Origin of the sequence: Paenibacillus sp. FSL R5-0887 (assembly GCF_038002305.1) — a bacterium.
In the GTDB taxonomy this organism is placed as follows: domain Bacteria; phylum Bacillota; class Bacilli; order Paenibacillales; family Paenibacillaceae; genus Paenibacillus_AQ; species Paenibacillus_AQ odorifer.
In genome coordinates this window covers 3,095,165-3,120,817 of record NZ_JBBOCE010000001.1, presented here as the reverse complement: position 1 = coordinate 3,120,817, position 25,653 = coordinate 3,095,165, and the positions used below count along the sequence as shown (strand labels likewise).

Here is a 25,653-nt window from a genome sequence, read left to right as displayed (position 1 = left end):
AAATGAAGAGTGTGGATTTAAGTCTGCACTGGATGGGAGAACGGTTATGGGACAGGGAGATGCAAAGTGGAATGAAATGGCGAATCGCTTGATGATCGCCTTAGATTACCCTGATGTTGCAGGGGCAAGAACCTTGATTGACAAGCTGGAAGGGATTCCTTGTTATATGAAAGTGGGAATGCAGCTTTTTTATGCAGCCGGACCGGAATTCATTAATGAACTGAAATCTCGGGGGTATTCTGTATTTGCAGATGTCAAAATGCATGATATTCCTAACACGGTAAAAGGCGGGGCAGAAAGCCTTACGAACCTCGGTGTGGATATGTTTAACGTACATGCCGCAGGAGGCTCAGCGATGATGGCTGCAGCCCGGGAAGGCGCTGCTTCAGTAGTTAATGCGAATGCTGCGCTTAAAATGCCTTTGATTATCGCAGTTACACAGCTGACCAGCACGAGCCAAGAAGTGATGAATAACGAAATTGGAATCGCAGGAGAAGTAGAAGATACTGTGGTCAGATACGCTAAGCTGGCAGCCGCTGCAGGTCTGGATGGGGTAGTGGCTTCACCGCAAGAGTCTTCAGCGATCGCAGAGGCTTGTGGGCCCGCATTTTGTACAGTTACACCTGGTATCCGGCCAGCAGGTGCATCCCTAGGTGACCAGTCCCGGGTGATGACGCCGGGCAAAGCCATTCAGCAAGGCAGCCACTTTCTGGTGGTGGGCCGTCCTGTTACAACTGCGGCTGATCCACGTCAAGCAGCACTAAATATTATTGAGGAGATGACCCTAGCATGAGTACATTAAATAGAAGTGAACAAGTAGCAAGTTATCTGCTTACGATAGGAGCAGTGGCACTGCGTCCGCAGGAGCCTTTTACCTGGACCTCTGGTATTAAATCCCCGATCTATTGCGATAACCGTCTGACTATGGCTTACCCAGAGGTACGTAACTATATTGCTGATGCCTTCGCTGAGCTTATTAAAAGCCAGTATCCAGACGCAGAGGTGATCGCAGGTACAGCAACCGCAGGCATTCCTCACGCAGCTTGGGTAGCTGATAAACTTAATCTGCCAATGGCTTATATCCGCGATAAAGCTAAAGGTCACGGCAAGCAGAACCAGATCGAAGGACTGATTAAGCCGGGGCAAAAGGTAGTCGTTATCGAAGACCTGATCTCCACTGGCGGAAGCTCCATCAAAGCAGCTCAAGCTGTGCAAGAAGCAGGCGCAGAAGCGTTGGCTGTATTGGCAATCTTCAGCTACGAGCTGGACCGTGCGGTGGATGCTTTTGCCGCAGCTGAAATGCCATTACAAAGCTTATCCAACTACAGCACATTGATTGATGTGGCTCTTACACAAGGCAAGATCGCAGCTACAGATGTGGAACTGCTGAAATCTTGGAGAAAAGATCCTTCCGCATTTGGCGTTTAAACTAAATATCTGATTATAGTTTGGACGGGCCTCTCACTTTTTGGTGGGAGGCTTTTCTTTTTAACTACATTGAGTGTAATAAAAAGGAAAGCGTAAAGCGCACTCAGCTGTGTAGTTGCATGAAGTATGCTGCTATTTATTGCAAAAAGATGCAATGATCCAGCCGCGGCAGGTGTAAACTCTGGCATTCGGGATTCTGAAACTCTACTGCTATGCGCTATCGCTATACGCTCTGGCTCTGAACACTCTGATACTCTGCTGCTATGCGCTAACGCTCTGACACTCTGCTGCTATGCGCTGTCGCTCTACGCTCTGAACGCTCTGACACCCGGGGATGCCATCGCAATGTCGTCTCAAACGCCGAATAGTTGCAGTTTGTGCACTTAAACTAATCTTCCTTAGAGGATCTGTCGATATAGTTGCACTTTGTGCAATTACATCCGCCAGAAATCCGCCGAAAGCACCTAATAACGTTTTTTAACTGCACATAGTGCAATTAAAAGGAGAAGCACAACACACTCCGCTTTAATAGTTGCACAAAGTGCAATTATCCTGTCGTAGAAGAGGCGATTTGTGCCGGTCACAGGAAAGGTGCAGGTTAGTTAGTAGGTTAGTTAGTAGGGAAGACGAATGCTGTATTGGTAAAAGGAAAAGTAGAGTGGAGAGTAGGGTTTTGGTGTTTGCCTTTACATTCACTTACATTTACAATCAATTTCTGACACTTGGCTGACCTGCGCTCTGTCGTTCTGGTATATTGCGCTCTGTCGTTCTGGTATATTGCGTTCTGTTGCTCTGGTATATTGCGTCTCTGACACTCGGGATTCTGAAACTCTGCTGCTATGCGCTATCGCTTTACGCTCTGAAAGCTCTGAAACTCTGCTGCTATGCGCTATCGCTCTACGCTCTGAAAGCTCTGATACTCTGCTGCTATGCGCTATCGCTTTACGCTCTGAACGCTCTGATACTCTGCTGCTATGCGCTATCGCTCTACGCTCTGCTGCTCTGCGCTATCGCTCTGCGCTCTGAACGCTCTGACACTCTGGAATACTATACTCTGCCCCGGTGATTCCATTGCGCTGTCGTCTCAAACGCCGAATAGTTGTAGTTTCTGCACTTAAACTAACCTTCCTTAGAGGATCTGGCGATATAGTTGCACTTTGTGCAATTAAATCAGCCAGAAATCCGCTGAAAGCACCTAATAACGTTTTTTAACTGCACATAGTGCAATTAAAAGGAGAAGCACAACACACTCAGCTGTAATAGTTGCACAAAGTGCAATTATCCTGTCGCAGAAGGGCATTTCAGTATCCTCAGGAAACTCGCGGAACATTTTTTATAGAAATAATATGAAGAAATCGTAGCATAACTTTAAACAGCCTGTAACTTCCCCTCCTGAATAAAGCTATATACTGTTACTAGAATTATGGGTAATTATTCATAAGGTGGATGGATTGAGTATTTTATGGGAGGGTTCAAGAATGAATCATATAAATAATAATAGAAGGCTATGGCGGGGCTGGTTAAGCTTTGGAATATGTGCAGCACTCCTATTGCCTTTAATTTCTGAAAGCAGGCATACAGCTTGGGCGGAGGCTTCTAAGCCATCTGCAGAACAGCGCGTGTTACGTATTGGCAGCCTCTGGTCTGGAGAGGACGATTCTTCTTTTCGTCAGCAGTTTACAGATATGTATGAATTGCAGCATCCTGAAATCAAACTTGAGATTATTCCAGCCATTAATATGAATGAGCTTAGTTTTGACAGCACGTATCCAGAGGTTAACCCAGATAATCTGGAGAATATCCGAGCAATTATGGGCGGTGCACAGCCGGTTGATGTAATCGTCGGTGATAGTACATTGGTGAAGAGTTTGGTGGAACATAATCTGGTGCAATCGCTGGAGCCGCTTATCGCACGAGATCAATATGATTTAAGCAATATGGCGCCTACGATGCTAAGTGGAGTTCGTGAGCTGGGTGGAGGAAGTCTTTACGCGTTAGCACCGACCTTTATGTCGAGTGCGTTATATTTTAACAAAGGTATTTTTGATGCTGCTGGTGTAGGTTATCCGACAGATGGAATGACTTGGGATGAAATGTTCGCGCTGGCCGAAAAGGTGACCAAGAAATCGACAAATAAAGATAAGCGTATATATGGCTTTTCTATGAACCGTTATATGAGCGATCCTTTCTGGGATATGCAGACCTATGTCTCACCGCTTGAGCTTGCTATGTATGACAACAAGGGACATAAGATGGAGGTAAATCAAACACAGTGGAGTCAAGCTTGGACGACCTACAGCCAATTGGTGAAAAAGCAAATCACACCTGGGTTAAACGGTATGGATTTTATAGAAACAGAACGGAGCTCCTATAGTCCTGTCCAAGGGGATCTCTTCCTTACCGGAAAAGCTGCAATGGTAATTGGAGAATACGATTATCTTAATGAGCTTAAAGGTGTGAGCCGCAATGCAGCAAAGATCAAAAATTATAATCCTGTCGATTGGGGTTTCGTTACCGTACCTACTTTTAAGGAGAAACCAGGAGTGGCTGTAGGTACTTGGGTAGGTAATATGATGGCTATCAACACTATGGCTGCTAATAAGGAAGATGCGTGGAATTTAATCAAGTTCGTCAACAGTAATGAAGTAGCCAAAATTAAAGCCCATACCCGCGGGGAACTAACTTCCCGTAAGGATTACATTACCACGCAGGTACCTTCAGTAAATTTGGAGTCCTTCTATACGCTCAAACCATTACCAGCCAATGATCCTTTGATGAACGTCCTACAAACACAGAAGCCTGGAATTAGCCGTATTAACGATGTTGGGCGTCAACTGTTCACAGAAGTTTATCAGGGAAAGAGAACGGTCGAGAGTGCACTTAAAGCTTGGGAGAAGCAAGGGAATACGATGCTGGGTACGCTCGAAAAAGATCCCACATATTATTTTGACTCCATAGGAGATTGAGTTTTGGAATATGTAGCAGCCACCGGATTTCCGGTGGCTTATTTTGTGGAACTTGGGCATGATAAGTTCAGAGCAGCGTAAGATTAATTTGCGAAAAGGAGAAGAGGGCATCATGAATTGGATATACTTCGCGAAACTGTTCAGAACGAGATTTCAAGCAGGCTGTTTGGCAAAAAGACTGGAGCAAGATGGCTGGATTTATGGCTATCATGACCCAAGTTTTGTGGAGATTTATCGATCCCGCAAAGGAAGATATGGGGTTAGATTTTTACCTTGAGAACTTTTACAAATTCATCCTTGACGTAGACCCATTTTGTACTGTATATTATTTATTGTCGCTGTTTGAATATTATTTCTGACGCGGGGTGGAGCAGCCCGGTAGCTCGTCGGGCTCATAACCCGAAGGTCGCAGGTTCAAATCCTGCCCCCGCAACCAATTTTATTACAACAGCAATTGTACATTCGGATATTTTTAGATCCGGGCCCTTAGCTCAGTTGGTTAGAGCGGTCGGCTCATAACCGATTGGTCGGGGGTTCGAGTCCCTCAGGGCCCACTTATCAAAAACCCTTACTTTGTAAGGGTTTTTTGCTGTCTGTAGGCTTTGTAATATTAAGAAAATAGAATGGATAAAGACCACAATTTTGAGCTTGCTAACGGATTTGCTAACGGAAATTATTTCACTGGTCGTGGAATCTTTTTTTTGATGCCTGCTTTACGTACTAGTACGTTCATACCTTCAGTAATTCGTTTTGGTTTTGTATAACTTTTTGCCAAGGTAGCAACATACTAAATCATTATCCTTATATGAGTCTCCGTATTTTTTAATAAGCCTCAATTTGCGTGTAGCGTTCCTTAAGGTCATTCCTAATATTTGAATATGAAAAGTATAATAATGCCTATTAAATTAAATAGGGTATTTATGATGGGAAGTAAGACCATACTCTGCAATTAGGGTTTGAAATTAATAAAACGAATTACACCATTATAAAATGGATATAATCATAAGAGAAAAATATGAAGGATGATATTATGATTTATATCTATAATGATTATGGTGGGACACATACGACCTCTTTAGCAGCAGCATATCATTTAAAACAAATTACTCAGTCTGAGCGGAAATTAACTACAGAGGAAATATTGAATGTTAATTTTTTAATAAGTTAACGAAAAATGATTTTGGTAAGATTATTTTTCACGGAATTGATGAAAATGGAGACGCAGTTTATACAATCGGTAGGAAGTCATCAAAACTTGTAGTCCCAGCTTTAAGAGACCTGAGTTTATTACTTGAAAGTAAACATCATTTTGAAGAAAAAATAATATTCTCTAATACTTCACCCACGGTGCCCATTCTGATGTCAATCGGAGGGTTCTTCTCAAGAGGATTAATGATTGATTTTATTGGTGTTCCTTTATTAGTAATGGGTGCTAAGCAATGTTGTGATAATATTTTTCGTTTGGTTGAAAATACGAAACAAATAGGGAAGTCCTCAAATGAGGAACAAGTTATTATTTTAGAAAATGAAGTCTATAAGTAATGATTCTGCAAAAGTTCATAAGAACCATGCATCGCAACAAACATTGTGACAACACGCTCTTATAGGCGTGTTTTTATTTTGCAATCGGATCTCCGGGGAGTGTTTTATTTGAGATAGGTAGAGGGGGCGCTTCAAATGTATACGGGTCTGTTTTTGCTTATTCGATAAACCCTGTAAATACTGCTGTCCGCAGCGAGCCAACCTTATGGATGGTTCAGTTCCGGGATAGTATACAATCCTATGTAGACAATGTTATGTTTACGTTGAAATGCAGTAGGTAGTTCTTCCAGCGTGATCACATTTTGGTCACGGCGTTATTAGATCCTCTGGTTTTATCACAGATCATCTGGAAAACGGTAAAAAGTATGTATTCTGTGGAATTGCCCTACTCTTGTAGAGGAAAGGGGACAGTCATGACATATAGACTATTAAGTAGCAAGCACCATACGCCGTAGATTTTGATTGAATTAAAAGCATGTCCAATACGCTGAAATTGATGATTTCTTTGAACAGGTTAATGCTGAATTTTGATAAGAAGCAATAGAGGATGCCGCATATTCGCTCGGCATCCTTTATTGCAAGTAGATATACTAACTTAACAGCCTTTTAATTTATCATCAGAAGTTGATTAATAGCTTATTGATTATCCCCAAACCAGATGTTCTCAGTACCGGTCCGCGTGTCTGTCCATACGCTCACTAGACGGCCTGTTTGGGGGACGATGGCATTACCGATGTAGTCCCCAATTAGGGGGATGCCGGTGACGTCAAAGGAAGTTGTTGTTATCCGGGTGTTTGTATACGTCATACCGCCATCTCTAGATGTTGCTAGATAAACATCAAGGTTGAGGGGGTTGACTCGATTAGTGTAATAGGTAACGAATATTGCACCATCCGCAGGGGATACGGTGATGGCTGGGAAAAAGTTTTGGGAGCCCACCGGACTACCTGTAATGGATATTGGTGCCCCCCAATCCACACCAAAATTGGTGGAAGTGGCAAGAAAAATATCGGAATAACCTTCTCGAAAATCTTGCCATACAGCATAGACATTCCCTCGCGTCGTCGGTGCATTAGAAATATCTGCTGCGAGGGAAGGGTATGTCAGACATCTAAATGTATATCCCGGCAATGGATCTGGTGGGACTACAACGCTGGCGACCATGGTTTCAGGAGTAAAAATGACCCCACCGTCTGAGGATGTGCGAATTTTAAGATCAGTATTACCGGGAGGCTGATTGATCCATCCCACGATAACAATCCCATTTAATGTAATTGCTATACCGGGGAATTCTTCGAATTCTTCGACCGAAGACAGCAGGGAGGGACTGGAATAGGTACTACCGTTATCTAGGGAACGATTGAAGAATATCGTATTTCCCGGTATGAATTGTGTGTTGTAATCATGCGTATAACCAGTATATACATTTCCAAAAAAGGGACTTGATCCAGCTTTGTCGGTGACAACGACCACCTGATCATCATTTACAAACTGCCCAAACCCTTGATTCACGATGACTGGAGGTCCGAATGAAGAGGCATTGTCGGCAGATGTATAGGAAACGATCGACCCGCTGAGACCGTCTGAATCGAAGGCGTGGGCTAATACTACGAAAGTGGTCGGGAAAATATAATCAATATGTGGTGCTTCGATGCCTGCAAATCCTGTCGGTAACGGCAATAACGTTGTTGTCCAAGTGGCACCTGCGTCAATAGATTTGTATAAACCTATATTAGGAGGGCCTAATCGAAGATCTACAGCTACGGCAACCATAACTGAAGGATTAAGCCAATTTACCGCGATGGTGGGCTCAAACTGAACGCTTGCGCTCGGCGAAATTTGAATATTAGCCATGCTAAGCTCCTTTCGTCAGAGAGTTTTCGGTACTTATGGGTTCAGCTGAGCTATGAAAGTAAGTTCGGATTGCAGCACTCTTTGATGGGGAATGACGTTTCCTGACGAATCCGTTCCGAACACCGTGATAATCGTGTCTGCCGGTGCGTTTCCAGTTACGAGAAATTGGACTTCATAAGCTGAATTGCCTGCGATATTAAAACTGAGAAACTGGCTGGTGTTAGCATTAACATTTAATGAGTTGGAGTAGACTAAACCTTTACTAACCAAGGTATTCCATACGTAAACGTGATAGACTACGTTAGATGAAAAACTAAGGTTGTCATTATCGATATTAATGAGCACGTTGGATGCTGGGGTAGTCCCTGTGTTCGTAATGATGCCTGTTGTTGTTGCCATGAGCTTCACCTCTTTATTAGTTTGCTATATATATATGAATTGAGATTCATTGTGTTTGGACAAGGGAATCAGAAAAATCGCGGAAATGAATACTGAGAGGTCTAATTAGGTGGGGAAATACAAATAAATTTTCAGAAATCTGAAGATAACCTGATTATAAGTTGAACAGCAATTGACGATTTTTACGACTTCTCTGCCACTGCTGATCTTGTAAGGCGCATGCAGGTAACTATTCGCTATCAGGAGGAGAATTTTAAGAATTTTAAATAGAAGGTCTGACATTCATTTTAAATAAATGTTATAATTATAATATCAGTGTGTAGAGATATTGGTCTTTTTTATTGGGCCAAAAATATATGTCTCATGATACGTCTGCCATCTGAAATATTATTCACGGAGATGACAAACATGCATGGAGACACAAGACTGCCCAGAAACGGAAAAGAAGGTATACTATTTTTACTCATTATTTCAATCATTTCAGTTAACACTATTGCCCCTATTATTGTGGGTTTGGAACGCGGCTTCAGTAAGGAAGTGTATATAGATACACTAAAGGTTATTCCGTTTATGTGGATGATCGTAGTTTTATCCGTAAGATTAGTTGCAGGACCGATTGTTGGAAAAGTGATGCCGAAATTCATGGGACAAACCGATGGATTTAATGCAAGGATTCTGTTGAATACTTTATTGAATGTCACAGTGTTATCTATTTTACTATCAATTATCGGCACATGGGTTGGGACGAAACAAATAAGCCTGGATCCACTTAAAAACTTCCTTCACATCTGGCCGAGAAACTTTGGAATAGCATTTTGGATTGAACTGTTGGTTGCGCAGCCGATCGCAAGATTTGCAATGAAAACATTACACGCAAGACAGGATCGTAAAACGGAAAGTGTAAATGCGTAACTAGCTAGAATTTTGTAGACGAATAAGAAAAAAAGGAGCGTCCATGTTGGGCGTTCCTTTTTTGTAGCAATCGGAAGTGGAGAGAGACCCTGTGTTCTTTTGAAATTTGATTCGATAACAATTACGTGAACGATGCTTCTCCTGTCGGACACAGCTGACCCTTAAAGCGGTTTTTTCCACATTTGCAATTCTAACGGACTCCATAGTCGCTATGGGCATAAAAAGTACCGCATGTGAGCCTCTTTCTAGGCATTAGCGTCCATGGAGTCCGAAACCATGCTCTTAAGGCTGAAAATCAGCAAATAGCGACATCTGGGTCCGATAGCTCGAGGTGGAGGAGGTTAGTTCGTTAATTCGTTAGCTCGTTAGTGCCGTGCTCCTCACAGATTTAGTTGCAGAAATTACAATGAGAAGCAGCTTTTAAAGGAACAATCAGTAGTCTCACCTCTACAACCAGCATATCTAGTATGCGAGTTCATAAACCATTCAGTAAAGCACAAAACGGCACTGCTCCAAACCATGAAATGGTTTTGAAGCAGCGCCGTTTTTGTTAGCAGCCAGCTAAATTGTCCAATGGAGAGCAGGGTGACCGAAACGTTGTCCTTAATTGCTTCCGATCGCAGTCCCGATCGCAGTCCAACCGCAGTCTCGATCACAGTCCCGATCACAGTCCCGATCACAGTCCCGATCGCAGTCCCGATCACAGTCCCGATCGCAGTCCCGATCGCAGTCCCGATCGCAGTCCCGATCGCAGTTCCGATCGCAGTCCCGATCGCAGTCCCGATCGCAGTCCCGATCGCAGTTCTGATTACAGTCCCGATCGCAGTTCTGATTACAGTCCCGATCGCAGTCCCAACCGCTATCCCTGGGTTTCCACCAGCATTCCTAAAGTTTCATGCTGTTCCACAGCTGCTGGAATGCCCCGGATTCGACCTCGAAGAATACCGGTGCTTGACCGTAGCGAACAAGTCCTTGACCGAACAGCGTCAGCTCTACTCGGGCGTTGTCTTCCAGCTGTAAATAGATGATCTTACGGTCTTCGCTGTCGTAGATGCCTTGCTCGATCAGCGGCTCTGCTGCCAGTGGTTTAGCCGCTTGGAGGGCTGTCAGGAAGCTATCAAGCGCCTCGCCATTGGCGAGTGGCGCCTGCTGCTGGAGGCCGTTGTTCCAACTGTTGAAGCTTTCCCATTGAGCTGAAGTAACTCGGCCTTCAAGATTCAGCTTGCCGAACAGGTCGGCGCCGCTGTTTATGGTGATGCCGTTGGTGTGCTCATACAGTTCGGCGAATACCTCGCCGTTGATTACCGAATAGGACATAATCAGAAAGCTGGGGTCATAGCCCTTCACGGAATAGAGATCCGTTTCGCCGATGTTCGAGGCTAACTCAATATATTCGTCGTTACCGCTCCATTCGTTGATGCCGCCTGTAGTGCGTCCCAACTTATCACCGCGTAGAGCAGCAGCATCGGCAGCGTCAATGCGAGTCGCTGACTGTGTATAAATATTATTTTTATACACGACCAAGGCGATCATATCTGCCTTCACGCCAGACTCCTTATCTGGCAGTTTCAGCTTGGGAATGACAATGCTGCCGGATGTAGCTGTGCCTGAATTGGCAGCATTACTTGCTTCCGGAGTTACCTGGGCAACCTGCCCTGGGGAGCTCTGACTGTTCAACTGCTGCCATATACTTGGCCCAGCCAGACCTATTCCTGCGGCGAGCACGACACTTGCCGCGATATAAACGGTTTTGCGCGGACGCTTCCGCTCCTGCCGCTGCTCTATTTTATCGAAAAGTTCTCTTTTCATCTCTTCACCTGGTTTCATCGAATCCACCGCTTTCTTATATGATGTTCGAAACTGATCTTCCTTCACTGTGGTTCCGCTCCTTCCAGCTCCAGTTTTAACAGTTGCCGTCCCCGCTGAAGTCTCATCTTCACGGCAGACTGACTAATCTGCAGAATCTTGCTGATCTCCTGGATGGGATAGTCCTCGTAATAATAAAGATGGATTACGGTTTTATACTTCATGGGCATCGCCATAACTAACTGCAGCAGAGCCCAATCCTCGGGGCTGTCTGCCGCAATTGGCTCAGCGCTCTCCAGCTTAACCTCGCGCTTGCGCCAGCCTCTGCCCAGTAGTGTTTTACAATGGTTGGTGATTACCCGGATCAGCCATGCCTTCTGATGTTCGGCATCTTTGAACTCCGGCGCTTTTTCTATTAGCTTGATGAAGGTATCCTGAGTGGCTTCTTCGGCATCTTGCCGGCTGCCTAGATGGACCAAAGCGATCCGGAACAGCATATCTGCGTAGATTTCGTAACTCTTCATCACATGATTTCCCGGCCGGGTCATGGATCGCTGCATGATACTGTGCCCCCCTTTACCTATAACACCATTTAGGACGGCATTAGGTCACATTTTGTTCCTGAGAAAATTCCTTTGTGTTTGAGCGTAAAGAATACCTATTCATAAATTATCTCCAGAGGCTTACGGACTCAGAAGTCGTTATTTGCATATTTATAGGCTTTTGAGCAGGTTCGCGGACTCCAGTGACGCTATTCCTTAAAAAGGAGGTCTTATATGGTGTTTTTCATGCCAATAAAGGCTATGGGGTCCGCTACACTTTGAAATGGAGTGTTATACCGCGCATAAGATCAACTGTGTCCGATAGCTGCTAAGAACCACGCCAATGTTATCTGTAGTCAGTGGACCTAATGTATAAAAAGGGGCTTCGTTACAAGTTTCAAGTTGCTTATCCATACTCTCTTTAGTCAAGTGCATCGGCACATGTTCTGGACCCTCTACCATCACCTGTCTACGCAAACGATGTTTACCTATTTAGAGCAGGGAAGATCAAAAAAACGCGTTTGCCCAAGCAGCAAAGTGCTGACTGCTGGACAAACGCGTCTTTTTTATAGGGCAACTCCTTCACGGGAGATTCTCCTCGATATGTTTATATGTATAGCTAGGATCATTACCTTTAACAGGAGCCCTGCTGTATTGAAAGATCCTTCCATTTTCTTTTCGATAAAAGTATCTTGCGTAGGGTTCGTCTGCAAAAATCACCGTGGTACTTACGAGGGGAGCTTTGGCAATCTGGGTGTATACTTTATCAAAATCTTCTTTCTTATAATTTCTCGTCTCTACTAGATAATGAATGACTTCTCTGTTCATATGATTTTGGAAGGAGTGGAGGGCTAAGGATGTTATTCCATCGATTAAAAGGATTAGAACGATGAAGATTAGTTTTGTTTTTTTCTTCATTAATTCCCTCCATATAAATAATTTGTATATAGTATAAGATAATATACTGAGACTGGTATGTCATTCATAGATATATGACGCAGGAGGAAGAGAAAATACTGGAGCTGGAGCAGCAAATTAAGATGCTGGAGGACCAGGCAAGTCCGAGGCTGCCGGGGGTGAAAATCTTATAGTTTTAAAATATGGGGTTTTGTCGGTGTATTTGTTATTCTAATTCTTATTGGTGTGATACAGTTTGTATTTGCATAACAGATTATACAAAAAGGCAGCAAATACTGATAGTAATCCAGGCGTAAGCGAAAGAAGAATTGCCGGGACATACTATATTTGCTGCCTTTTAACTTATGAAGAATAATGATTCTCTTTTAGTCCTCTTTGGGTTCTTGCAATAAAATGGAGAAGGTCCCCGTTTCGTGATCCACCTCAATCGTCTCAATGCCCACGAAATCCGGGATTTCGGGGTGTACTGCATCTACATTATAATCCGGATGAGTCAGTAATAATTCAATTACTTTAATGGCTTCCATGTCGTTCCCCCTCACGAGAAATTCCACCATAAATGAATATGCAGAGCACTATTGCAACTAAGCTTATTATCTCCGTGATCCGTTGCGAATATGTGTCAGTCGTTCTTCGTTTCTTCCCATCACGGCCAATAATTGCCCTTGGAACACACGTCTTTGGATCTGATCAATCCGCTGTAAGGCCAGCTCGGCAGGAACTTGAAATTCTGCTGCGAGATAGGAGATGGCATCCTCCCGTTGCTCAGGCAATGTCATGCGGGAGATCATGGAGTAAGGCATCGCCGCATACAAGATAAAACGCTCGGATTCATCCTCCTGTGCCCGCGTGAAATGCTCTGGCATCAAGGTCTGATTATCACTGCCATGGCGAAGGAGGTGACACAGTTCATGAAGAAACTCTAGCCGTTGAAGATTGGCTGGAAGGCGGTTGTCGATAAACAGGCTGTACATCCCTGCAGACGCTTCAATGCTCTTGCTTCTCACATCCAAATAATGAACCCAGATATTAAGCCGCTCTGCAATATACGATATTGAAATTTGTGAAGGCTGATGAAGATTTAATCGCTTGTATAAATCCTCCGTCCATTTCTCAAGCACAGTCATTTGATAATATGATTTCATGTTCTCCAACTTATTCACCTCGTTTAAAATCACTAATAAATCACTAATGGGACCGTATGTTCGCATAAATGCGCAAAAGAAAAGCCCGAAGGGCTATGTAGAGTAAAAAAATGCTAAGGATACACAGGAACATTCGTTCTCATGTTCCTTAGCATAAAGCAATTACACACTAATATCAAGTGTTTTTCCCAAATTAGGAGCAACGCTTTTGCCCAGCATTTCCACCATGGTTTGGCTCTGGGTTTCAGCCTGATTCTTGGCAATATTCATGACCTGTATCCCAACATTTTGAGCTAAGGATGCTTGGCTCATTGCCATTGATAATGCAGCTATATCCATATTGCACCTCCTTTGTGTATATCCTGTTTATCGACTGTCCACCTTCAATTCATTAGGTGATTGGCATTTGTTTGCCAATTCGCCCAAACGGCTTATCTCCTTTTTACATATCTTGTGCTGTAGTCATTAATCATTAGGAGGAATTGAAAATGGGAATGGAACATGGTTGTGGTTGTAACGTAGGTCCGGTAGTAAGTCCAGCATCAGTAGGTCCGGTGTGTAGTCCTTGGACTTCAACAGGAGCAATTCTGGTACTTTTCATCTTGCTGGTTATCATCACTAAAGCTTGCTTATTCTAAGTTAGCTGATGTGCAGTGTAGCCCCATCTGGCGAATGCCAGGTGGGGCTATTCTGTTGCCTGGGGATGGTCAGACAGACCGTTATTTAAACATAAATTCTACCCGGGTTCCGTCTGCATAATCCTCCAGCTGATTGCCAACCCAGCTTCCTGCCCCGCGGTTATCGCTTGGCGTTATGTATTCAATGTCGGCACCAACGCCGCCTTCCTTACACATAGCCATTGGCCATTCATCCCGGTCATACCCCTTTTTAGTGGGGATCCCTTTTAAGGACTCTTTACGGTTCTCTTCAGCCTGCTCTCGGTTAATCGTACATGTGGCGGATTCACCTTTCGCAATGGCATCCTGAATATGCTTGGCGGTCTCAGGATAGCGGTCTGATGGGAAGGTTAGCTGAACAACACTCGAATCGGATGGAGACGAGGGGTCTGTAGGCTCTCCGTTTTGTTCAAACCAGTAACTAGCCAAAGCAAGTAATGCAACAATGATGAGACTGGAGATCCATTTTTTCACTTTCAATTCTGCTCCTCCTTTTTTGGCACTTAAAATAGTATATCTTATATCATAATTCAGTGCGATTTAATATAATTAGGTAAAATAAAGGAGGACGTAACTGGATATGGAGTACATAATTACCATTGAGGATCAGACGCTTATTACGGCTGCCGAAGATATAATTACCAGACGTTATGAATGGGGGCGTCATCATGTGGGTGCAGCGCTTCGTACTAAAACAGGAGAGATTTTTACAGCGGTATATGTGGAAGCCAGTATGGGGAGGATTACAGTCTGTGCAGAAGCGATGGTGATTGGCAAAGCGATATCCGAAGGTTATAAGGAATTTGATACGATTGTTGCGGTAAGGCATTCTGATCCAGACAGCGAGGAAAAAGAGATTAAAGTAGTCTCTCCCTGCGGCATGTGCCGAGAGTTAATTGCGGATTATGGAATAGACTGCAAGATAATTGTATCGGAGGATGACCGATTAGCTAAATATGAAATCGCTGAGCTATTGCCTTTAAGGTACACGAGATAAGAAAAAAAGTAATGAGGAGCCGCGGAGCTCCTTTTTTTTGTTGAGCCGTGAATTTATTCAGCAGTTCCTTATATCGTCCCAACTTATTTTACAACTTCATGTCCATTCGCTGAGTTCATGTCATTATTGTCCCCATACTATAACTTAAAAAGATTTAAAAGGATGGTGAGAATAGATGGAGCAGCGGATTATTCGTCAGATGGTTGATTCAGCATCAAGGTTCGTGGGCGATGTGCAGTGGCAGATGGCTTTTCGCAGATTACAAATGGCTCCGGCGGATTCGGGGCTGTCGTCCTCGGCTCAGCTATTGCTGAATACCCTCTATTACTTGCAGGGAAAGGGTGTGATAAGCGGCCAACATGATTATTTGGAAAGTGCAGATGAGCTCATGGAGAAGCTTAAAAATAGCAGCGGGCAATATGCTGCGCTGCATGGCTACGAGCTGGGCGCAATCAATAATCAGTCACAGGCTCTAATTGACAATCAACGGAATTGGGTCGTCAGCAGTGCGATACGCTGGTCTAGGGCCGGCGGGATCGTAACGATGTGTTATCACGCTGCATTACCGGGGACAGCGCCAACTTGGGGGAATGTAAATACGAGCCTAAGCAATGCTGATTTTGATAAATATATAACCCCAGGTACCACCCAGTATAATGCTCTGTTAGCTGATCTGGATAAGATAGCCCTGTCGCTGAAAAAGCTTAATGACGCAGGGGTTCCTGTACTTTGGCGGCCGTATCATGAAATGAATGGTGGATGGTTTTGGTGGGGGCAAAAGAGCAATTACGCTGCATTGTGGAACCTTATGTTCGATCGTTTTACCAATTATCATAAGCTGCATAATTTATTGTGGGTTTGGAGTCCAAATGCAAAAAATCAGTGGTGTGATGAGCCGGCAGAATACTATCCGGGCAGTGATAAGGTAGATGTGCTGGCGCTCGACATTTATGACGCGGATTTCAAGATTAGTCATTATGATAATTTATGGGATCTGGGTCGTGGCAAGCTGATTGCGATTGGTGAGAATGGAGAGCTTCCGTCTGCTGAACTGTTGTCCAAAACACAGCCCAAATGGTCTTATCAGCTGACCTGGGGGAAACTCCTCTATGAGAAGAATACCGATGCTGTGATAAAAGCTTTTATGAACGATAAAATGGTATTCACACGAGAGGAGTATGCTGCTGAGGCCGCCGCTTTCGCTGCTATCGGGGATAGTGTGCTGGAGAGTGGACTCTGTGGGCAATATTACAATAACATGACGCTTAGCGGCACGCCTGCACTGTTGCGTACGGATGCCAATATTAACTTTTCATGGAGACAAGGTTCGCCTGATCCTGCCATTCGTGTAGATGCGTTCTCTGTGCGGTGGAGTGGGAAGCTGACGGCTGCTTTTAGCGAGGTGTATACCATTTATTCCTACTCTGATGATGGGATACGGGTATGGATTGATGGCGGGCTAGTCATTGATAGTTGGGTGAATCAGAGCGGCCAGGAACGAAAAGGGAGCATAAACCTGATTGCAGGTAAGCCGTATGAAATAAAGGTGGAGTATTATGAGAATGCGGGCGACGCCAGGGTTGTTTTGCAGTGGGAGAGTCCGAGCCAGATCAAGGGGGTTATCCCAGCGGGGGCATTTTATCTTCCTTAAAAAAGAGTACTTCAAGTGTGCAAGCGCAAGCAAAAAGCCCCGGTTTTCCGGGGCCTTTTTACGTATGAACGTCTTAAATTTGCTCGCGGTAGCTAATGTTGTTGGCGATCTTCTCGTCACGAACGGCTTTGCGCAGAACATCTTTGACGGTTTGGGCATCATGGATTTTTCGAAAAAGAAGCTGAGGCGCTGAGGCATCATCAGAAAATACAGTTAATGATCCAATGCCAAGCATCCGGTCCATGATAGACTGTTTTACGGATAAATCGCGTACGCGCAGCAATTCGATTTCTTCAACATTTTTACCGATAAGTCCGGTCTTTACCATAATACGCTGACTTGTAATGGTATATGAAGTTGTGTTAAGTCCTACGATTCCTTTGAGTCGATCCGAGATGCCGGCAGGTTTGCCTTTCCAGAGCACGACTTCTTGAATGACATGATTATTATCTACTGTGGGTCGATGAGCGGTTACTGGAGCGGTACCGTCAAGGCTGGTTCCACATTCTCCACAAAATTTAGCGCCCTGCTTGTATTCCGCTCCACAGGTGGTGCAATAAGGCATAAATACTCTCCTTTCCTGATCACAATTAAAATAATTATAACATAACAGTCATTTTACATATATTTCATTTGCGCTTTACACAAACCGACATTATCCTGTTAAGTGGAGGGATAAATAATGAAAAAAGCTTTACTAATAGGAATGCTGATGATGACTGTCATCCTTAGCGCCTGCAGCAATAATTCAACTTCATCGGCACCTGCCACGGAGGAAGAAGTGCAGGAGACCGTGCAAAACTTCTACAATGAAATGTCTAAACTTGAAGAGTCAGGAAAAACTTCTTTAGCGGAGTTCAACGAAGCCATTGCTGGTTATTCAGCAGGAGAACTCACGGACAAGCAGTTGGAGAAGAAAATTAAGCAATTCCAGAGTACCGCAACTGATTTATCGAATCAAGCCGAGAAAGTAAAAATTTCCTCCAGCTTGCCGGAAGACATTCGTAAGTTGCTCGAAGAGTCTAAAGTTGCCTTTGAAAGTGCTTATTCTTTAAAAGAAGAGGCCTCTCAAGGTGCTGATTCCGCAAACGTTACGGCTGAGCAATTTAATGAATTGAATCAGAACGCTGATGTAGCGATGTTATTCGGTATTTCCAAGCTTAACGAGGCAAGAGAAGCAACAGGACTTATAGATTCCGAAGGTCAGGCTACCTCAGAGTCTGGGGACGTTGTTCAAGAATAAATCAAATCAGGCGCTGCGCAGTTTATCTGTCAGCGTCTTTTTGCTGCGAATTTTATCTTGAATAGATATACATTAATATACATCTTTTGAATAAAGAGTGACCCTTAAAAAGGTATCTTTTTCCTGATTATTGATTAATATGCGAAGATGCGGATATAATACAAACATACGTTCGTGTTCAGAGGAATAGATATATAATTAAGGAGGGGTTACCATGGGCAAAAAGCTGGAGAAAAACGGGCTGTGGGAAAGCAGCCGCATGATGCTGCCGGAGCATAAGATACGAATTATAAGAGATGAACGGGAAACGCTGCGCCGCATCAAGCCTATTCTGGATGAGCAGAAGCTGGAGGAGATTGAATGTACACTGGCTTTGTCGTTGCGGAGTCATGTACGAGTGACAGTTGTTCTTTTTGACCCTTTTGAAAATACGATGTTAAGTGGTTTTGTGACTTCCATTCACACCCACTCGCGTGAGTTTAAGCTGCAGTGGGCGGAGGAATGGAAGTGGATCGATGTGGATGATATTGTCGAGGTCTACATCGTTTAATGCTGAGAACCGTTGCCTTCGCTTTTTTCATAAGCGATTAAGGTAACGGTAGGATTACCGGTCAGATGTGCAATGGAAGCTTCAGCATTCCGAATAATTTCCAGTGCTTCTTCCTGTTCACTAAGGGCTGCAACTTTATAGCTATCGCTATGAATATCCATATGTCTCCCACCTTTCGTTAAATATTTTGTCCTTTTTTGTGGAAATCATCCTAAAGGGGACAGGGGTACAGGCAAATAGGGCAGCGGCATCATTGAATATACCAAAGGGGTGATTCTATGCTGACTTTGGAGCAATTGAGGGAAAAATCCGCGGCGCGTCTGGTCGGGCTTCATCCTGTCTTGGCGGCAGGTGCGAATGTTTTGATTCAGCAAAGCCATGCGAGAGGAGTCCCTATCGTTATTACTCAGGGTCTACGGACCATTGCTGAGCAAAATGCTTTGTATGCGCAGGGTAGAAGCAAACCAGGACCGATAGTTACCAACGCTAAAGGCGGTACCAGCTATCATAATTATGGTCTTGCGTTTGATTTTGCGCTTTTGCTGCCGAATGGCACTAGCCTTTCTTGGGATATCAATCGTGATGGTGATAAGGATAAGACAGCAGATTGGCAAGAGGTTGTACAGGAGGCTAAGCGGCTTGGTTTAGAATGGGGCGGGGACTGGACCTCTTTTAAAGATTATTCACATCTGCAAATGACTTTCGGTTTAACTATAGATCAACTTCGGGCAGGTAAACGTCCAACGACGGACCAAGCCAAAGAGGCTTTAAAAAAGATTACCGGAGGGGATGATCAGGTGAACAAAGACGTTACAGTGACCATTAACCTAAACGGCCGCAAGCTTACCGATGGCGTTCTCGATACCGGAACAACTTATGTACCCATACGTGCGCTGGCTGAGGCGCTTGGAGCAAAGGTTACTTATGATGCTGTGACAAAGACAGTTAATGTAGTAAAAGAGTAAAACCACCATGCATAGACAGTGCCGTCCAAGGGGAAATTATCAGTGATAACTAACCTTAAAGGGAGGCATAACACTGTGAACAAGCTGATAACAAGCCTTGCATGCGGTACTGTATTATCAATGAGTCTAATGGGAGCTAGCTATGCATCAAATGCCGTGGGATCAGCAGCATTGGGCGGTATCCCAGCCGCGAATACCGGGATGGATGGGACTGCGGAACACACTCGGATGATGAACACGGAAGGCAATCTAATGAACGGCACCACGGGAACGCTGAATCAGCATGAGAGCATTATGAAAGATAAGATCCGCATCGATGATAATTACAGACCTAACAACTACAACACCAATAACTACAATGACACCCGAAATAACTACAGAACCAACAGCACTGTCAACCCGGCAACCAACACCACACAGACCGGCAAATACCGTGCAACTAGTACAACAACGAATGCTGCAACTAACAAAGGATCTAACTGGGGCTGGCTCGGTCTGCTTGGACTTTTGGGTCTTGCCGGAATGAGAAGCAGAAGTGACGAGCGTAGATAATCCACGTCTATAATAACCCGTGTCGGTTCTGGCTGAACGGGTTATTTTTATTGTGAATAAATTTTTTTCGAAAAAGGATTGCGCGTTATCGATATTCATGATATTATATTTCTTGTCGCGTTATATGTGAACAACGTATGAAGCTTCAACACATAATATGCCGGGGTGGCGGAACAGGCAGACGCACAGGACTTAAAATCCTGCGGTACGTGAGTACCGTACGGGTTCGACCCCCGTCCTCGGCATCATAGTGAAAACCTTGAGAAATCAAGGTTTTTTAACTTATTGTCATCAAGTAATGTTTCTGTTGAAAGCCAAAGGTTCTGTGTGTCTAGAAATTGATATCCAACACACAGAACCCTGACGATAATACTCCTTTTCAGTGCTTGTCTAATCACAAGTTCTGGAGAGGGGTTTTTATTATGGTTAGAGTTACAAAAATTAAAAAGAATAAGGCAGTGGATTGGAAAGAAGCATTAAAGCAGTTTCTATTTTGGAAGAAAGCACAGGGAGTTAGCGAACAGACGCAAAAGGACTATGAGCAACATGTGAAGCTCTTCTTTAAGAGGTACAGCAACTCATTAGAGACTGTAGAATATCTAAAAAATAATCTGTTTGAATATCTTGGACAAGAAGGTATTAAACCATGTACTTACAACAATCGTCTAGTCTATTTACGGACTTTTCTGAATTGGTGTGTTGAACAGGAGTTGATTGACACTAATCCTGTGAAATCGCTCAAGAAGCGTAAAGACGAAGGACGAGTTGTGAATATAGATCAGGAGGTACTGATAAAGCTGTTGTCCCTTCCTAACAGGGATACTTTTGTGGGATTACGAGACTATGCGTTGATTCTTTTAACCCTAGACACAGGTATCAGACCTAAAGAAGCTTTGTCACTGATTATTCCAGACTTTAACGCTCATTCTCAAGAAATCTATATTACATCTGAGAAAGCAAAAACGAGAGTCTCCAGAACATTGCCAATCTCAATGCCAACCATCCGCTCCAATCTTCTGCACACTTGAGGGCAAAGCGCTGAACCGTCACACATGGGAGACAGAATGGAACGCTATAGCAAAGAATTGGGAGTGCATATACGTCCATACGATCTGAGGCACACGTTCGCTTTGGAGTATATTCGAAATGGTGTTAATGCTCTGATTTTGTAAAAAAAACATTGGGACATATTGATCTGACCATGACAAAACGTTATGTGGCGTTGACCAATAATGATTAAAAAAAAGAGCATAGCGTAGCTAGTCCGCTTCATAAATTGATGCTAGAAACAAAGAGGTTTAAGAAACTATAGATATATCTCACAAAATGACTCGGACAAATATGTGTCAGTACAAAGAGCACTGTCATCTACTGTCTGGAATGTTTACTGCAAGCTGAATCAGCACATTTAATAATGGTATAACAGACTATTTTTTTACTATATCAGCCATGAGACTCTGGTTCTAGTTTGAAATTATACATTAATCAATCTGAGATTTCTGCTGGAACATTTCAAGACTGATTATTTTGTACCGCACACCCAAATTTATCGGACGAGCTACTGCCTGTGGTCAGACTATATGAGACTTATATTATTAGAGCCATTCCTATACTGGGATGGCTTTTTGCTTTGTGTGAGATGTGTATTAGTCAAGTAAAAGCTATTTGTCCTTCACTGATGATTTTATGTAGTACTTGTAAATGTAGTGAGAGCATTTAGTCTAGTGCTATTAGACGTATATGTAATGAGTATGAAAATAGAAATGGAGTTGAAAATGGTATGGAGTATGCAATTGAAAAGACCTATAAAACAGCAGATGGTATGATCTTTTACACTGCAAAAGACAAGGTTCACCTTATGTCACCGTATGAATTTTTCTTCTTTACCTGTCATCACGAATGTAGGAGAACAAAAACTTAAGCAAATGATCAACTGGAACGTACACTTAAAATCTGAGTTCGGTATCGTTATTATGTCTGATAACACAAGAGTGAGGCTCTTTAAACTTAGTTATTGGAATTAGTTTAGAACATCCGTTTAACAACCTATGAATACAAGTTTTAATAGAATGGAAGTACCAAACAGCTAATCTCAGCCTGTGTGAGATCACTCTTAATCGATAAAACTTGTACAAAGATCTATTTTTTCATTACCATTTATTAGGGGGAGTGGTATATTTGTATCAAGCCTTATAGATCAACCAAGATCGATCCTATGCAGATAGAACGTTTTAGACAAAAGCCTACATAATCAAATATGAGTAACAGAAGGTATGATAAGAGTGGGCAACACTGTAAATCTTAAAACTTTAAAAACTCGATGAAGTAGTAAACCTCAATGAAAATGAACCAAGATTAGAGTAAAGGATAAGGTTAAATATTCACAAGATTATAAATGTTTGAAGTAAAGTTTTTTGTTTTAACTTGATGAAGTCTCTACAGCATGCAATATCGTATTCCGTTGTATCACTTTCGCTCTTGAGTTTCTCAGGGCTAGATCGAGGGGAGTGAATCAGTTAAACAATTCTTAAATACTAAAATCTATTAATAATGAGGGATATACATGCTAGCAAGAGAAAAAAAAGTAGTATATATTACACCCAATAAACCTAGTGAACTGTTGCCCCTATTAGGGGAAGCATTACTCCTTTATGATCAAGTTGCCCTAGATCTATCAACAAGAAGTAGCTTTAATGTTCTAGCAGCTAACATTGGTCCTAGGACATTAGAAACGTTACTTGACGAAAACATTATTATTCCTGTTTACGATTTATTTGCACCCGTTGTTGCAAAACAAACGAAGAAGACATTGAATAGTATTATGCTACTTGAGTACAAAAAGAATGGCATACCTCCAATTGACTTTGAATATATGAATGAAGTTTTTAAACCGGTATTTCCCAAGAGTATCATTGATTCAATTCAAGAAAAATCAATTGCTTGTAATGTTGATCATGAATTACTTCTTGAAAACATACAATTAGATTTTAAAAACGTAGATTTCATTACTAGTATCTTTGATTATGTGAAAGAGGAATTTAACTTACCGGAGTATAAGTTAGAAATAGAAGACGGTGGATGTTATATAATTCCTAATACTAAAAATAAAGAAGTAGCAAAACGAGTACTTAATGAGGCGACATATGGACTCCATTTATTAGCCGATATTAATTATAAATCAGCATTGCTCTCTCAATTTGATGAAATAATATGTGAAAGTGAGCTTGAAAATTTTTTCGTTAAAAAATTAAGACAGTCTTTTAGAACAGGACATTATAAACAGCAAAGTGAAAATCTACTTGAACTTTGCGAAATATATGACTTTCCAGATATAAAAGAGTTAGTAGCTTCAGGAATGCTCACATTAAAGGATATTTTGACGTTGAGGAAAAAAGAGGGGCAATTTTTAAGAGCTTGGTTAGATAGTGCTACAAGGGACTGTATAAAATCTAAGCAACCATTCTCTAGGGAATTTACCAAATTATTAATTAACTCAAACAAAGGAATGTCCCTTCCAACAAGAACGGTTATATTTGGTTTTTTACAAGTTATGTCCTTTATAAAACCAGTTGAAGCAGTCTTAATGTCTGCTGCAAATGAGTACTTGATGCCTCATGTTGTTAAGAAGTGGCAACCTAAATATTTTTTTGATAAGGCAAGAAAACTGCAAGTAAGCAATAAATTAATTAGAAATTAGAATTTAAAATTTAGGTTTCAGTATTTCGTCTAGCAATGCATTCACATACCGGGGTAGCTCCTTTTTTTCGGTAGATATTTATAGAAAGTAATTACTAAGACATAACTCCATCGAGTAATGAAAGACGATATATACCATATTTCTAAATTGCCCAGGAGATATTGGATGTACAAGCGGGAAAATCAAAAGTCATGGGATATTATAGATATCTCGATCAAGAGAAACACAGCTTATAACACCCCGTTCACCTGGGGACTTAACGGTCCTGGTCTGCCCGATATCACATGGGATAAATTGCGAACCTCCCACAGCTATTCGTATACATAATCTCTTCTGGTTCGTGAATGCAGGGATGGTATAATCAATGCTCATGAAAATAAGGAGATATAAAATGAAGAAAAGAAAAAATATTTCTGTAAACACTACAATTATTATCGTTTTCTTGATTACAACAATTATTATCCCAATCATTATCAATCGTGTGTTGTTCTTACCTTATCCAACAACTGCTAATGACTTGGGAAATAAAGATTGGCTTGCGTTCTGGGGGAGTTTCTTGGGTGGAAGTTTAGGCGGCGTTGCAACTCTATTTGCGGTGTATTACACTCTTAAACAAAATATCGAGCAAAATCAAAATAATCTTAATATTCAATATGAAAAGTCAAGGAAGGACATTATTCCGTATATTGATGTGAGATTATTTCTGGATAATTCTATGGGTAACCCAGCTTACTTTATGTTCAAGGGGTTGTTTGAGGAAGAAGATAAATCAAAAGAAGGACAAGGATCAGAAGAAAAGACAGTACAATTTCCATCAGGTTATATTTTATTTAAAAATGAGAATATAACTTATTCTAACAAGCTAGATAAGAAGTATAAAGCTATTCTTGAGCAAGGTGGGATTGAACAAAGACAAGAGGGTAATGTGATTTCTTTCTATGATTCAAAAATTCAAATGGCAGGAATAACATTGTGTAATATAGGTATGTCTTCTGCGATTGATGTTACTCTTGAATTAAACAGTAACTCTTTTAGTGATTATGCAATCATGCCTTCATTCAATTTGAGAGTAAGTGAATTGAATGTGCTGAGATTCGTATTTGATAGGGATTTTCCAGAGGGAGACCATATATTTATTATTAAGATAAATGATCTTCACGGAAATAGATATGTTCAAACATTTAAAGTGAAATTAAAAAGTGAAGGGAATTATTTAGAAAGAGTTACTCCCCCAAAATTAATTAGCACCGATAGTATATTTGATGAACAAAATTGATAAAAAAACCGTTTAGGAAGCTTTAATTTCCAACGAATAATATCAGTTACAATGGGGAAAACCTCATTAGGACAGTCTGTTTTTTCTCATAAATACCAATATCTCTATTACCTGTAGTAATTTCAGGAAGATAATCATCAAGACCTTCTAAAGAATAATTTATTTTTTCCTCATTGATAGCTGGTATATTCTCCACATTGGGTTATCATGGCTAAAATCAATATCAGTAATTCCATCCGATACCTTATCGACAGATCCATTAATGACCTCTTTCTTTGGCATAATAAAATCCTCTTCATTCCATTACCATAATTATACATTATTTCACTGTATCCTCCTTAAATGCCTTGGAGTTAACGGTGGTCATCAAATCCGCAGTGATTACGAATATTTCTAGTGATAAGCTCAATTTATAAGAAATCCTTTCCAATATTTTGGGGGCTTTTACTTTTGTCTGGAAGGAGGAACAGGGCTGATATTTATAAAAAACTTGAATTAGCACTTCTTCTGACGAGACAAGTTGAAGCGATTAT

Annotated in this window: 28 protein-coding genes, 3 tRNA genes and 2 pseudogenes; 20 read left to right on the top strand and 13 right to left on the bottom strand. The window is 42.1% G+C overall.

Annotation, left to right across the window (positions count from 1 at the left end; genetic code table 11):
• Nucleotides 1-46 precede the first annotated feature (46 nt).
• The 7 genes and pseudogenes from pyrF (at nucleotide 47) to MKY14_RS13940 (ending at nucleotide 5,936) form a co-directional block, all read left to right on the top strand.
• Nucleotides 47-793, top strand: coding sequence for an orotidine-5'-phosphate decarboxylase (pyrF, locus tag MKY14_RS13970; protein ID WP_076185241.1), 747 nt, complete (start codon nucleotides 47-49; stop codon nucleotides 791-793).
• Nucleotides 790-1,428, top strand: a complete 639-nt coding sequence (gene pyrE, locus MKY14_RS13965) for an orotate phosphoribosyltransferase (RefSeq protein WP_076128834.1) — start codon at nucleotides 790-792, stop codon at nucleotides 1,426-1,428. The genes pyrF and pyrE overlap by 4 nt, the downstream gene beginning before the upstream one ends.
• A 1,478-nt stretch (nucleotides 1,429-2,906) precedes the next feature.
• Complete coding sequence (locus MKY14_RS13960; protein WP_340976675.1) at nucleotides 2,907-4,394, top strand: ABC transporter substrate-binding protein; 1,488 nt, start codon at nucleotides 2,907-2,909, stop codon at nucleotides 4,392-4,394.
• A 112-nt stretch (nucleotides 4,395-4,506) separates the two neighbouring features.
• Entirely contained in the window at nucleotides 4,507-4,671 is a 165-nt protein-coding gene (locus MKY14_RS13955; RefSeq protein ID WP_167347621.1) for a hypothetical protein, read from the top strand.
• Nucleotides 4,672-4,753: 82 nt separating this feature from the next.
• Nucleotides 4,754-4,830, top strand: a tRNA-Met gene (locus MKY14_RS13950).
• Nucleotides 4,831-4,874: 44 nt separating this feature from the next.
• Nucleotides 4,875-4,948 (top strand) — tRNA-Ile (locus tag MKY14_RS13945).
• A 476-nt stretch (nucleotides 4,949-5,424) separates the two neighbouring features.
• A pseudogene (locus tag MKY14_RS13940) lies at nucleotides 5,425-5,936 on the top strand (DUF3189 family protein).
• A gap of 636 nt (nucleotides 5,937-6,572) precedes the next feature.
• On the opposite strand, the gene MKY14_RS13935 reads toward MKY14_RS13940, so the two are convergent.
• The gene (locus MKY14_RS13935) at nucleotides 6,573-7,709 is read right to left on the bottom strand and encodes a sialidase family protein (protein WP_254847654.1); all 1,137 of its coding nucleotides are present in this window, start codon (nucleotides 7,707-7,709) and stop codon (nucleotides 6,573-6,575) included.
• A 114-nt stretch (nucleotides 7,710-7,823) separates the two neighbouring features.
• Entirely contained in the window at nucleotides 7,824-8,189 is a 366-nt protein-coding gene (locus tag MKY14_RS13930) for a hypothetical protein (RefSeq protein WP_339244497.1), read from the bottom strand.
• Between the two features lie 408 nt (nucleotides 8,190-8,597).
• On the opposite strand from MKY14_RS13930, the gene MKY14_RS13925 reads away from it, so the two are divergent.
• The gene (locus MKY14_RS13925; protein ID WP_076128844.1) at nucleotides 8,598-9,101 is read left to right on the top strand and encodes a hypothetical protein; all 504 of its coding nucleotides are present in this window, start codon (nucleotides 8,598-8,600) and stop codon (nucleotides 9,099-9,101) included.
• A gap of 885 nt (nucleotides 9,102-9,986) precedes the next feature.
• On the opposite strand, the gene MKY14_RS13920 is transcribed toward MKY14_RS13925, so the two are convergent.
• The 7 genes and pseudogenes from MKY14_RS13920 to MKY14_RS13890 form a co-directional block, all read right to left on the bottom strand.
• Nucleotides 9,987-10,976, bottom strand: coding sequence for a hypothetical protein (locus MKY14_RS13920; protein ID WP_340976673.1), 990 nt, complete (start codon nucleotides 10,974-10,976; stop codon nucleotides 9,987-9,989).
• Complete coding sequence (locus MKY14_RS13915) at nucleotides 10,973-11,467, bottom strand: RNA polymerase sigma factor (protein WP_076220021.1); 495 nt, start codon at nucleotides 11,465-11,467, stop codon at nucleotides 10,973-10,975. The genes MKY14_RS13920 and MKY14_RS13915 overlap by 4 nt, the downstream gene beginning before the upstream one ends.
• 330 nt (nucleotides 11,468-11,797) lie before the next feature.
• Nucleotides 11,798-11,917, bottom strand: a pseudogene (locus tag MKY14_RS13910) (phosphomethylpyrimidine synthase ThiC); the annotation flags it as partial.
• Nucleotides 11,918-12,031: 114 nt separating this feature from the next.
• Nucleotides 12,032-12,367, bottom strand: coding sequence for a hypothetical protein (locus tag MKY14_RS13905; RefSeq protein ID WP_076306399.1), 336 nt, complete (start codon nucleotides 12,365-12,367; stop codon nucleotides 12,032-12,034).
• 365 nt (nucleotides 12,368-12,732) lie between these two features.
• On the bottom strand, nucleotides 12,733-12,894 hold the full coding sequence (locus tag MKY14_RS13900) for a hypothetical protein (protein WP_155288176.1): 162 nt from the start codon (nucleotides 12,892-12,894) through the stop codon (nucleotides 12,733-12,735).
• A gap of 66 nt (nucleotides 12,895-12,960) precedes the next feature.
• Nucleotides 12,961-13,512 carry an ImmA/IrrE family metallo-endopeptidase gene (locus MKY14_RS13895; protein ID WP_036683410.1) on the bottom strand — a complete coding sequence of 184 codons (552 nt, stop codon included), beginning with the start codon at nucleotides 13,510-13,512 and terminating at the stop codon, nucleotides 12,961-12,963.
• A 162-nt stretch (nucleotides 13,513-13,674) separates the two neighbouring features.
• Nucleotides 13,675-13,851: a YjfB family protein gene (locus tag MKY14_RS13890; protein ID WP_076098563.1), complete on the bottom strand. Its 177-nt coding sequence runs from the start codon at nucleotides 13,849-13,851 to the stop codon at nucleotides 13,675-13,677.
• A 149-nt stretch (nucleotides 13,852-14,000) separates the two neighbouring features.
• Here MKY14_RS13890 and MKY14_RS13885 point away from each other — a divergent pair, with 149 nt between their 5' ends.
• On the top strand, nucleotides 14,001-14,150 hold the full coding sequence (locus MKY14_RS13885; protein ID WP_155288175.1) for a hypothetical protein: 150 nt from the start codon (nucleotides 14,001-14,003) through the stop codon (nucleotides 14,148-14,150).
• Nucleotides 14,151-14,231: 81 nt separating this feature from the next.
• On the opposite strand, the gene MKY14_RS13880 is transcribed toward MKY14_RS13885, so the two are convergent.
• Nucleotides 14,232-14,663 carry a NucA/NucB deoxyribonuclease domain-containing protein gene (locus MKY14_RS13880; RefSeq protein WP_076192139.1) on the bottom strand — a complete coding sequence of 144 codons (432 nt, stop codon included), beginning with the start codon at nucleotides 14,661-14,663 and terminating at the stop codon, nucleotides 14,232-14,234.
• A 106-nt stretch (nucleotides 14,664-14,769) separates the two neighbouring features.
• On the opposite strand from MKY14_RS13880, the gene MKY14_RS13875 reads away from it, so the two are divergent.
• Entirely contained in the window at nucleotides 14,770-15,186 is a 417-nt protein-coding gene (locus MKY14_RS13875; protein ID WP_340976672.1) for a cytidine deaminase, read from the top strand.
• 175 nt (nucleotides 15,187-15,361) lie between these two features.
• The gene (locus MKY14_RS13870; protein WP_340397092.1) at nucleotides 15,362-16,837 is read left to right on the top strand and encodes a glycosyl hydrolase; all 1,476 of its coding nucleotides are present in this window, start codon (nucleotides 15,362-15,364) and stop codon (nucleotides 16,835-16,837) included.
• 73 nt (nucleotides 16,838-16,910) lie between these two features.
• Here MKY14_RS13870 and MKY14_RS13865 read toward each other — a convergent pair whose 3' ends face one another.
• A complete protein-coding gene (locus MKY14_RS13865; protein WP_076213977.1) occupies nucleotides 16,911-17,402 on the bottom strand; it encodes a PH domain-containing protein in 492 nt (163 codons plus the stop codon).
• 117 nt (nucleotides 17,403-17,519) lie between these two features.
• On the opposite strand from MKY14_RS13865, the gene MKY14_RS13860 reads away from it, so the two are divergent.
• Nucleotides 17,520-18,080 carry a hypothetical protein gene (locus MKY14_RS13860; RefSeq protein WP_076128860.1) on the top strand — a complete coding sequence of 187 codons (561 nt, stop codon included), beginning with the start codon at nucleotides 17,520-17,522 and terminating at the stop codon, nucleotides 18,078-18,080.
• Between the two features lie 214 nt (nucleotides 18,081-18,294).
• A complete protein-coding gene (locus tag MKY14_RS13855; protein ID WP_076128863.1) occupies nucleotides 18,295-18,630 on the top strand; it encodes a YolD-like family protein in 336 nt (111 codons plus the stop codon).
• Here the strand turns inward: MKY14_RS13855 and MKY14_RS13850 are convergent.
• The gene (locus MKY14_RS13850) at nucleotides 18,627-18,791 is read right to left on the bottom strand and encodes a hypothetical protein (protein WP_169744799.1); all 165 of its coding nucleotides are present in this window, start codon (nucleotides 18,789-18,791) and stop codon (nucleotides 18,627-18,629) included. The two genes, MKY14_RS13855 and MKY14_RS13850, sit on opposite strands and share 4 nt — an antisense overlap.
• A 117-nt stretch (nucleotides 18,792-18,908) precedes the next feature.
• On the opposite strand from MKY14_RS13850, the gene MKY14_RS13845 reads away from it, so the two are divergent.
• The 7 genes from MKY14_RS13845 to MKY14_RS13815 all read left to right on the top strand — a co-directional run bounded on the left by MKY14_RS13845 (nucleotide 18,909) and on the right by MKY14_RS13815 (nucleotide 25,120).
• Entirely contained in the window at nucleotides 18,909-19,595 is a 687-nt protein-coding gene (locus MKY14_RS13845) for a M15 family metallopeptidase (RefSeq protein WP_076220018.1), read from the top strand.
• A 75-nt stretch (nucleotides 19,596-19,670) separates the two neighbouring features.
• Nucleotides 19,671-20,147, top strand: a complete 477-nt coding sequence (locus MKY14_RS13840) for a WGxxGxxG-CTERM domain-containing protein (protein ID WP_076136668.1) — start codon at nucleotides 19,671-19,673, stop codon at nucleotides 20,145-20,147.
• 159 nt (nucleotides 20,148-20,306) lie between these two features.
• Nucleotides 20,307-20,392: transfer RNA gene (locus MKY14_RS13835), tRNA-Leu, on the top strand.
• Between the two features lie 177 nt (nucleotides 20,393-20,569).
• On the top strand, nucleotides 20,570-21,175 hold the full coding sequence (locus MKY14_RS13830; protein ID WP_340976670.1) for a site-specific integrase: 606 nt from the start codon (nucleotides 20,570-20,572) through the stop codon (nucleotides 21,173-21,175).
• Between the two features lie 1,535 nt (nucleotides 21,176-22,710).
• On the top strand, nucleotides 22,711-23,844 hold the full coding sequence (locus tag MKY14_RS13825; RefSeq protein WP_340976669.1) for a hypothetical protein: 1,134 nt from the start codon (nucleotides 22,711-22,713) through the stop codon (nucleotides 23,842-23,844).
• 165 nt (nucleotides 23,845-24,009) lie between these two features.
• Nucleotides 24,010-24,171, top strand: coding sequence for a hypothetical protein (locus tag MKY14_RS13820; protein ID WP_340976667.1), 162 nt, complete (start codon nucleotides 24,010-24,012; stop codon nucleotides 24,169-24,171).
• A gap of 64 nt (nucleotides 24,172-24,235) precedes the next feature.
• Nucleotides 24,236-25,120, top strand: a complete 885-nt coding sequence (locus MKY14_RS13815) for a hypothetical protein (protein WP_340976665.1) — start codon at nucleotides 24,236-24,238, stop codon at nucleotides 25,118-25,120.
• A 159-nt stretch (nucleotides 25,121-25,279) separates the two neighbouring features.
• Here MKY14_RS13815 and MKY14_RS13810 read toward each other — a convergent pair whose 3' ends face one another.
• On the bottom strand, nucleotides 25,280-25,402 hold the full coding sequence (locus MKY14_RS13810; protein ID WP_340976663.1) for a hypothetical protein: 123 nt from the start codon (nucleotides 25,400-25,402) through the stop codon (nucleotides 25,280-25,282).
• Nucleotides 25,403-25,653 lie beyond the last annotated feature (251 nt).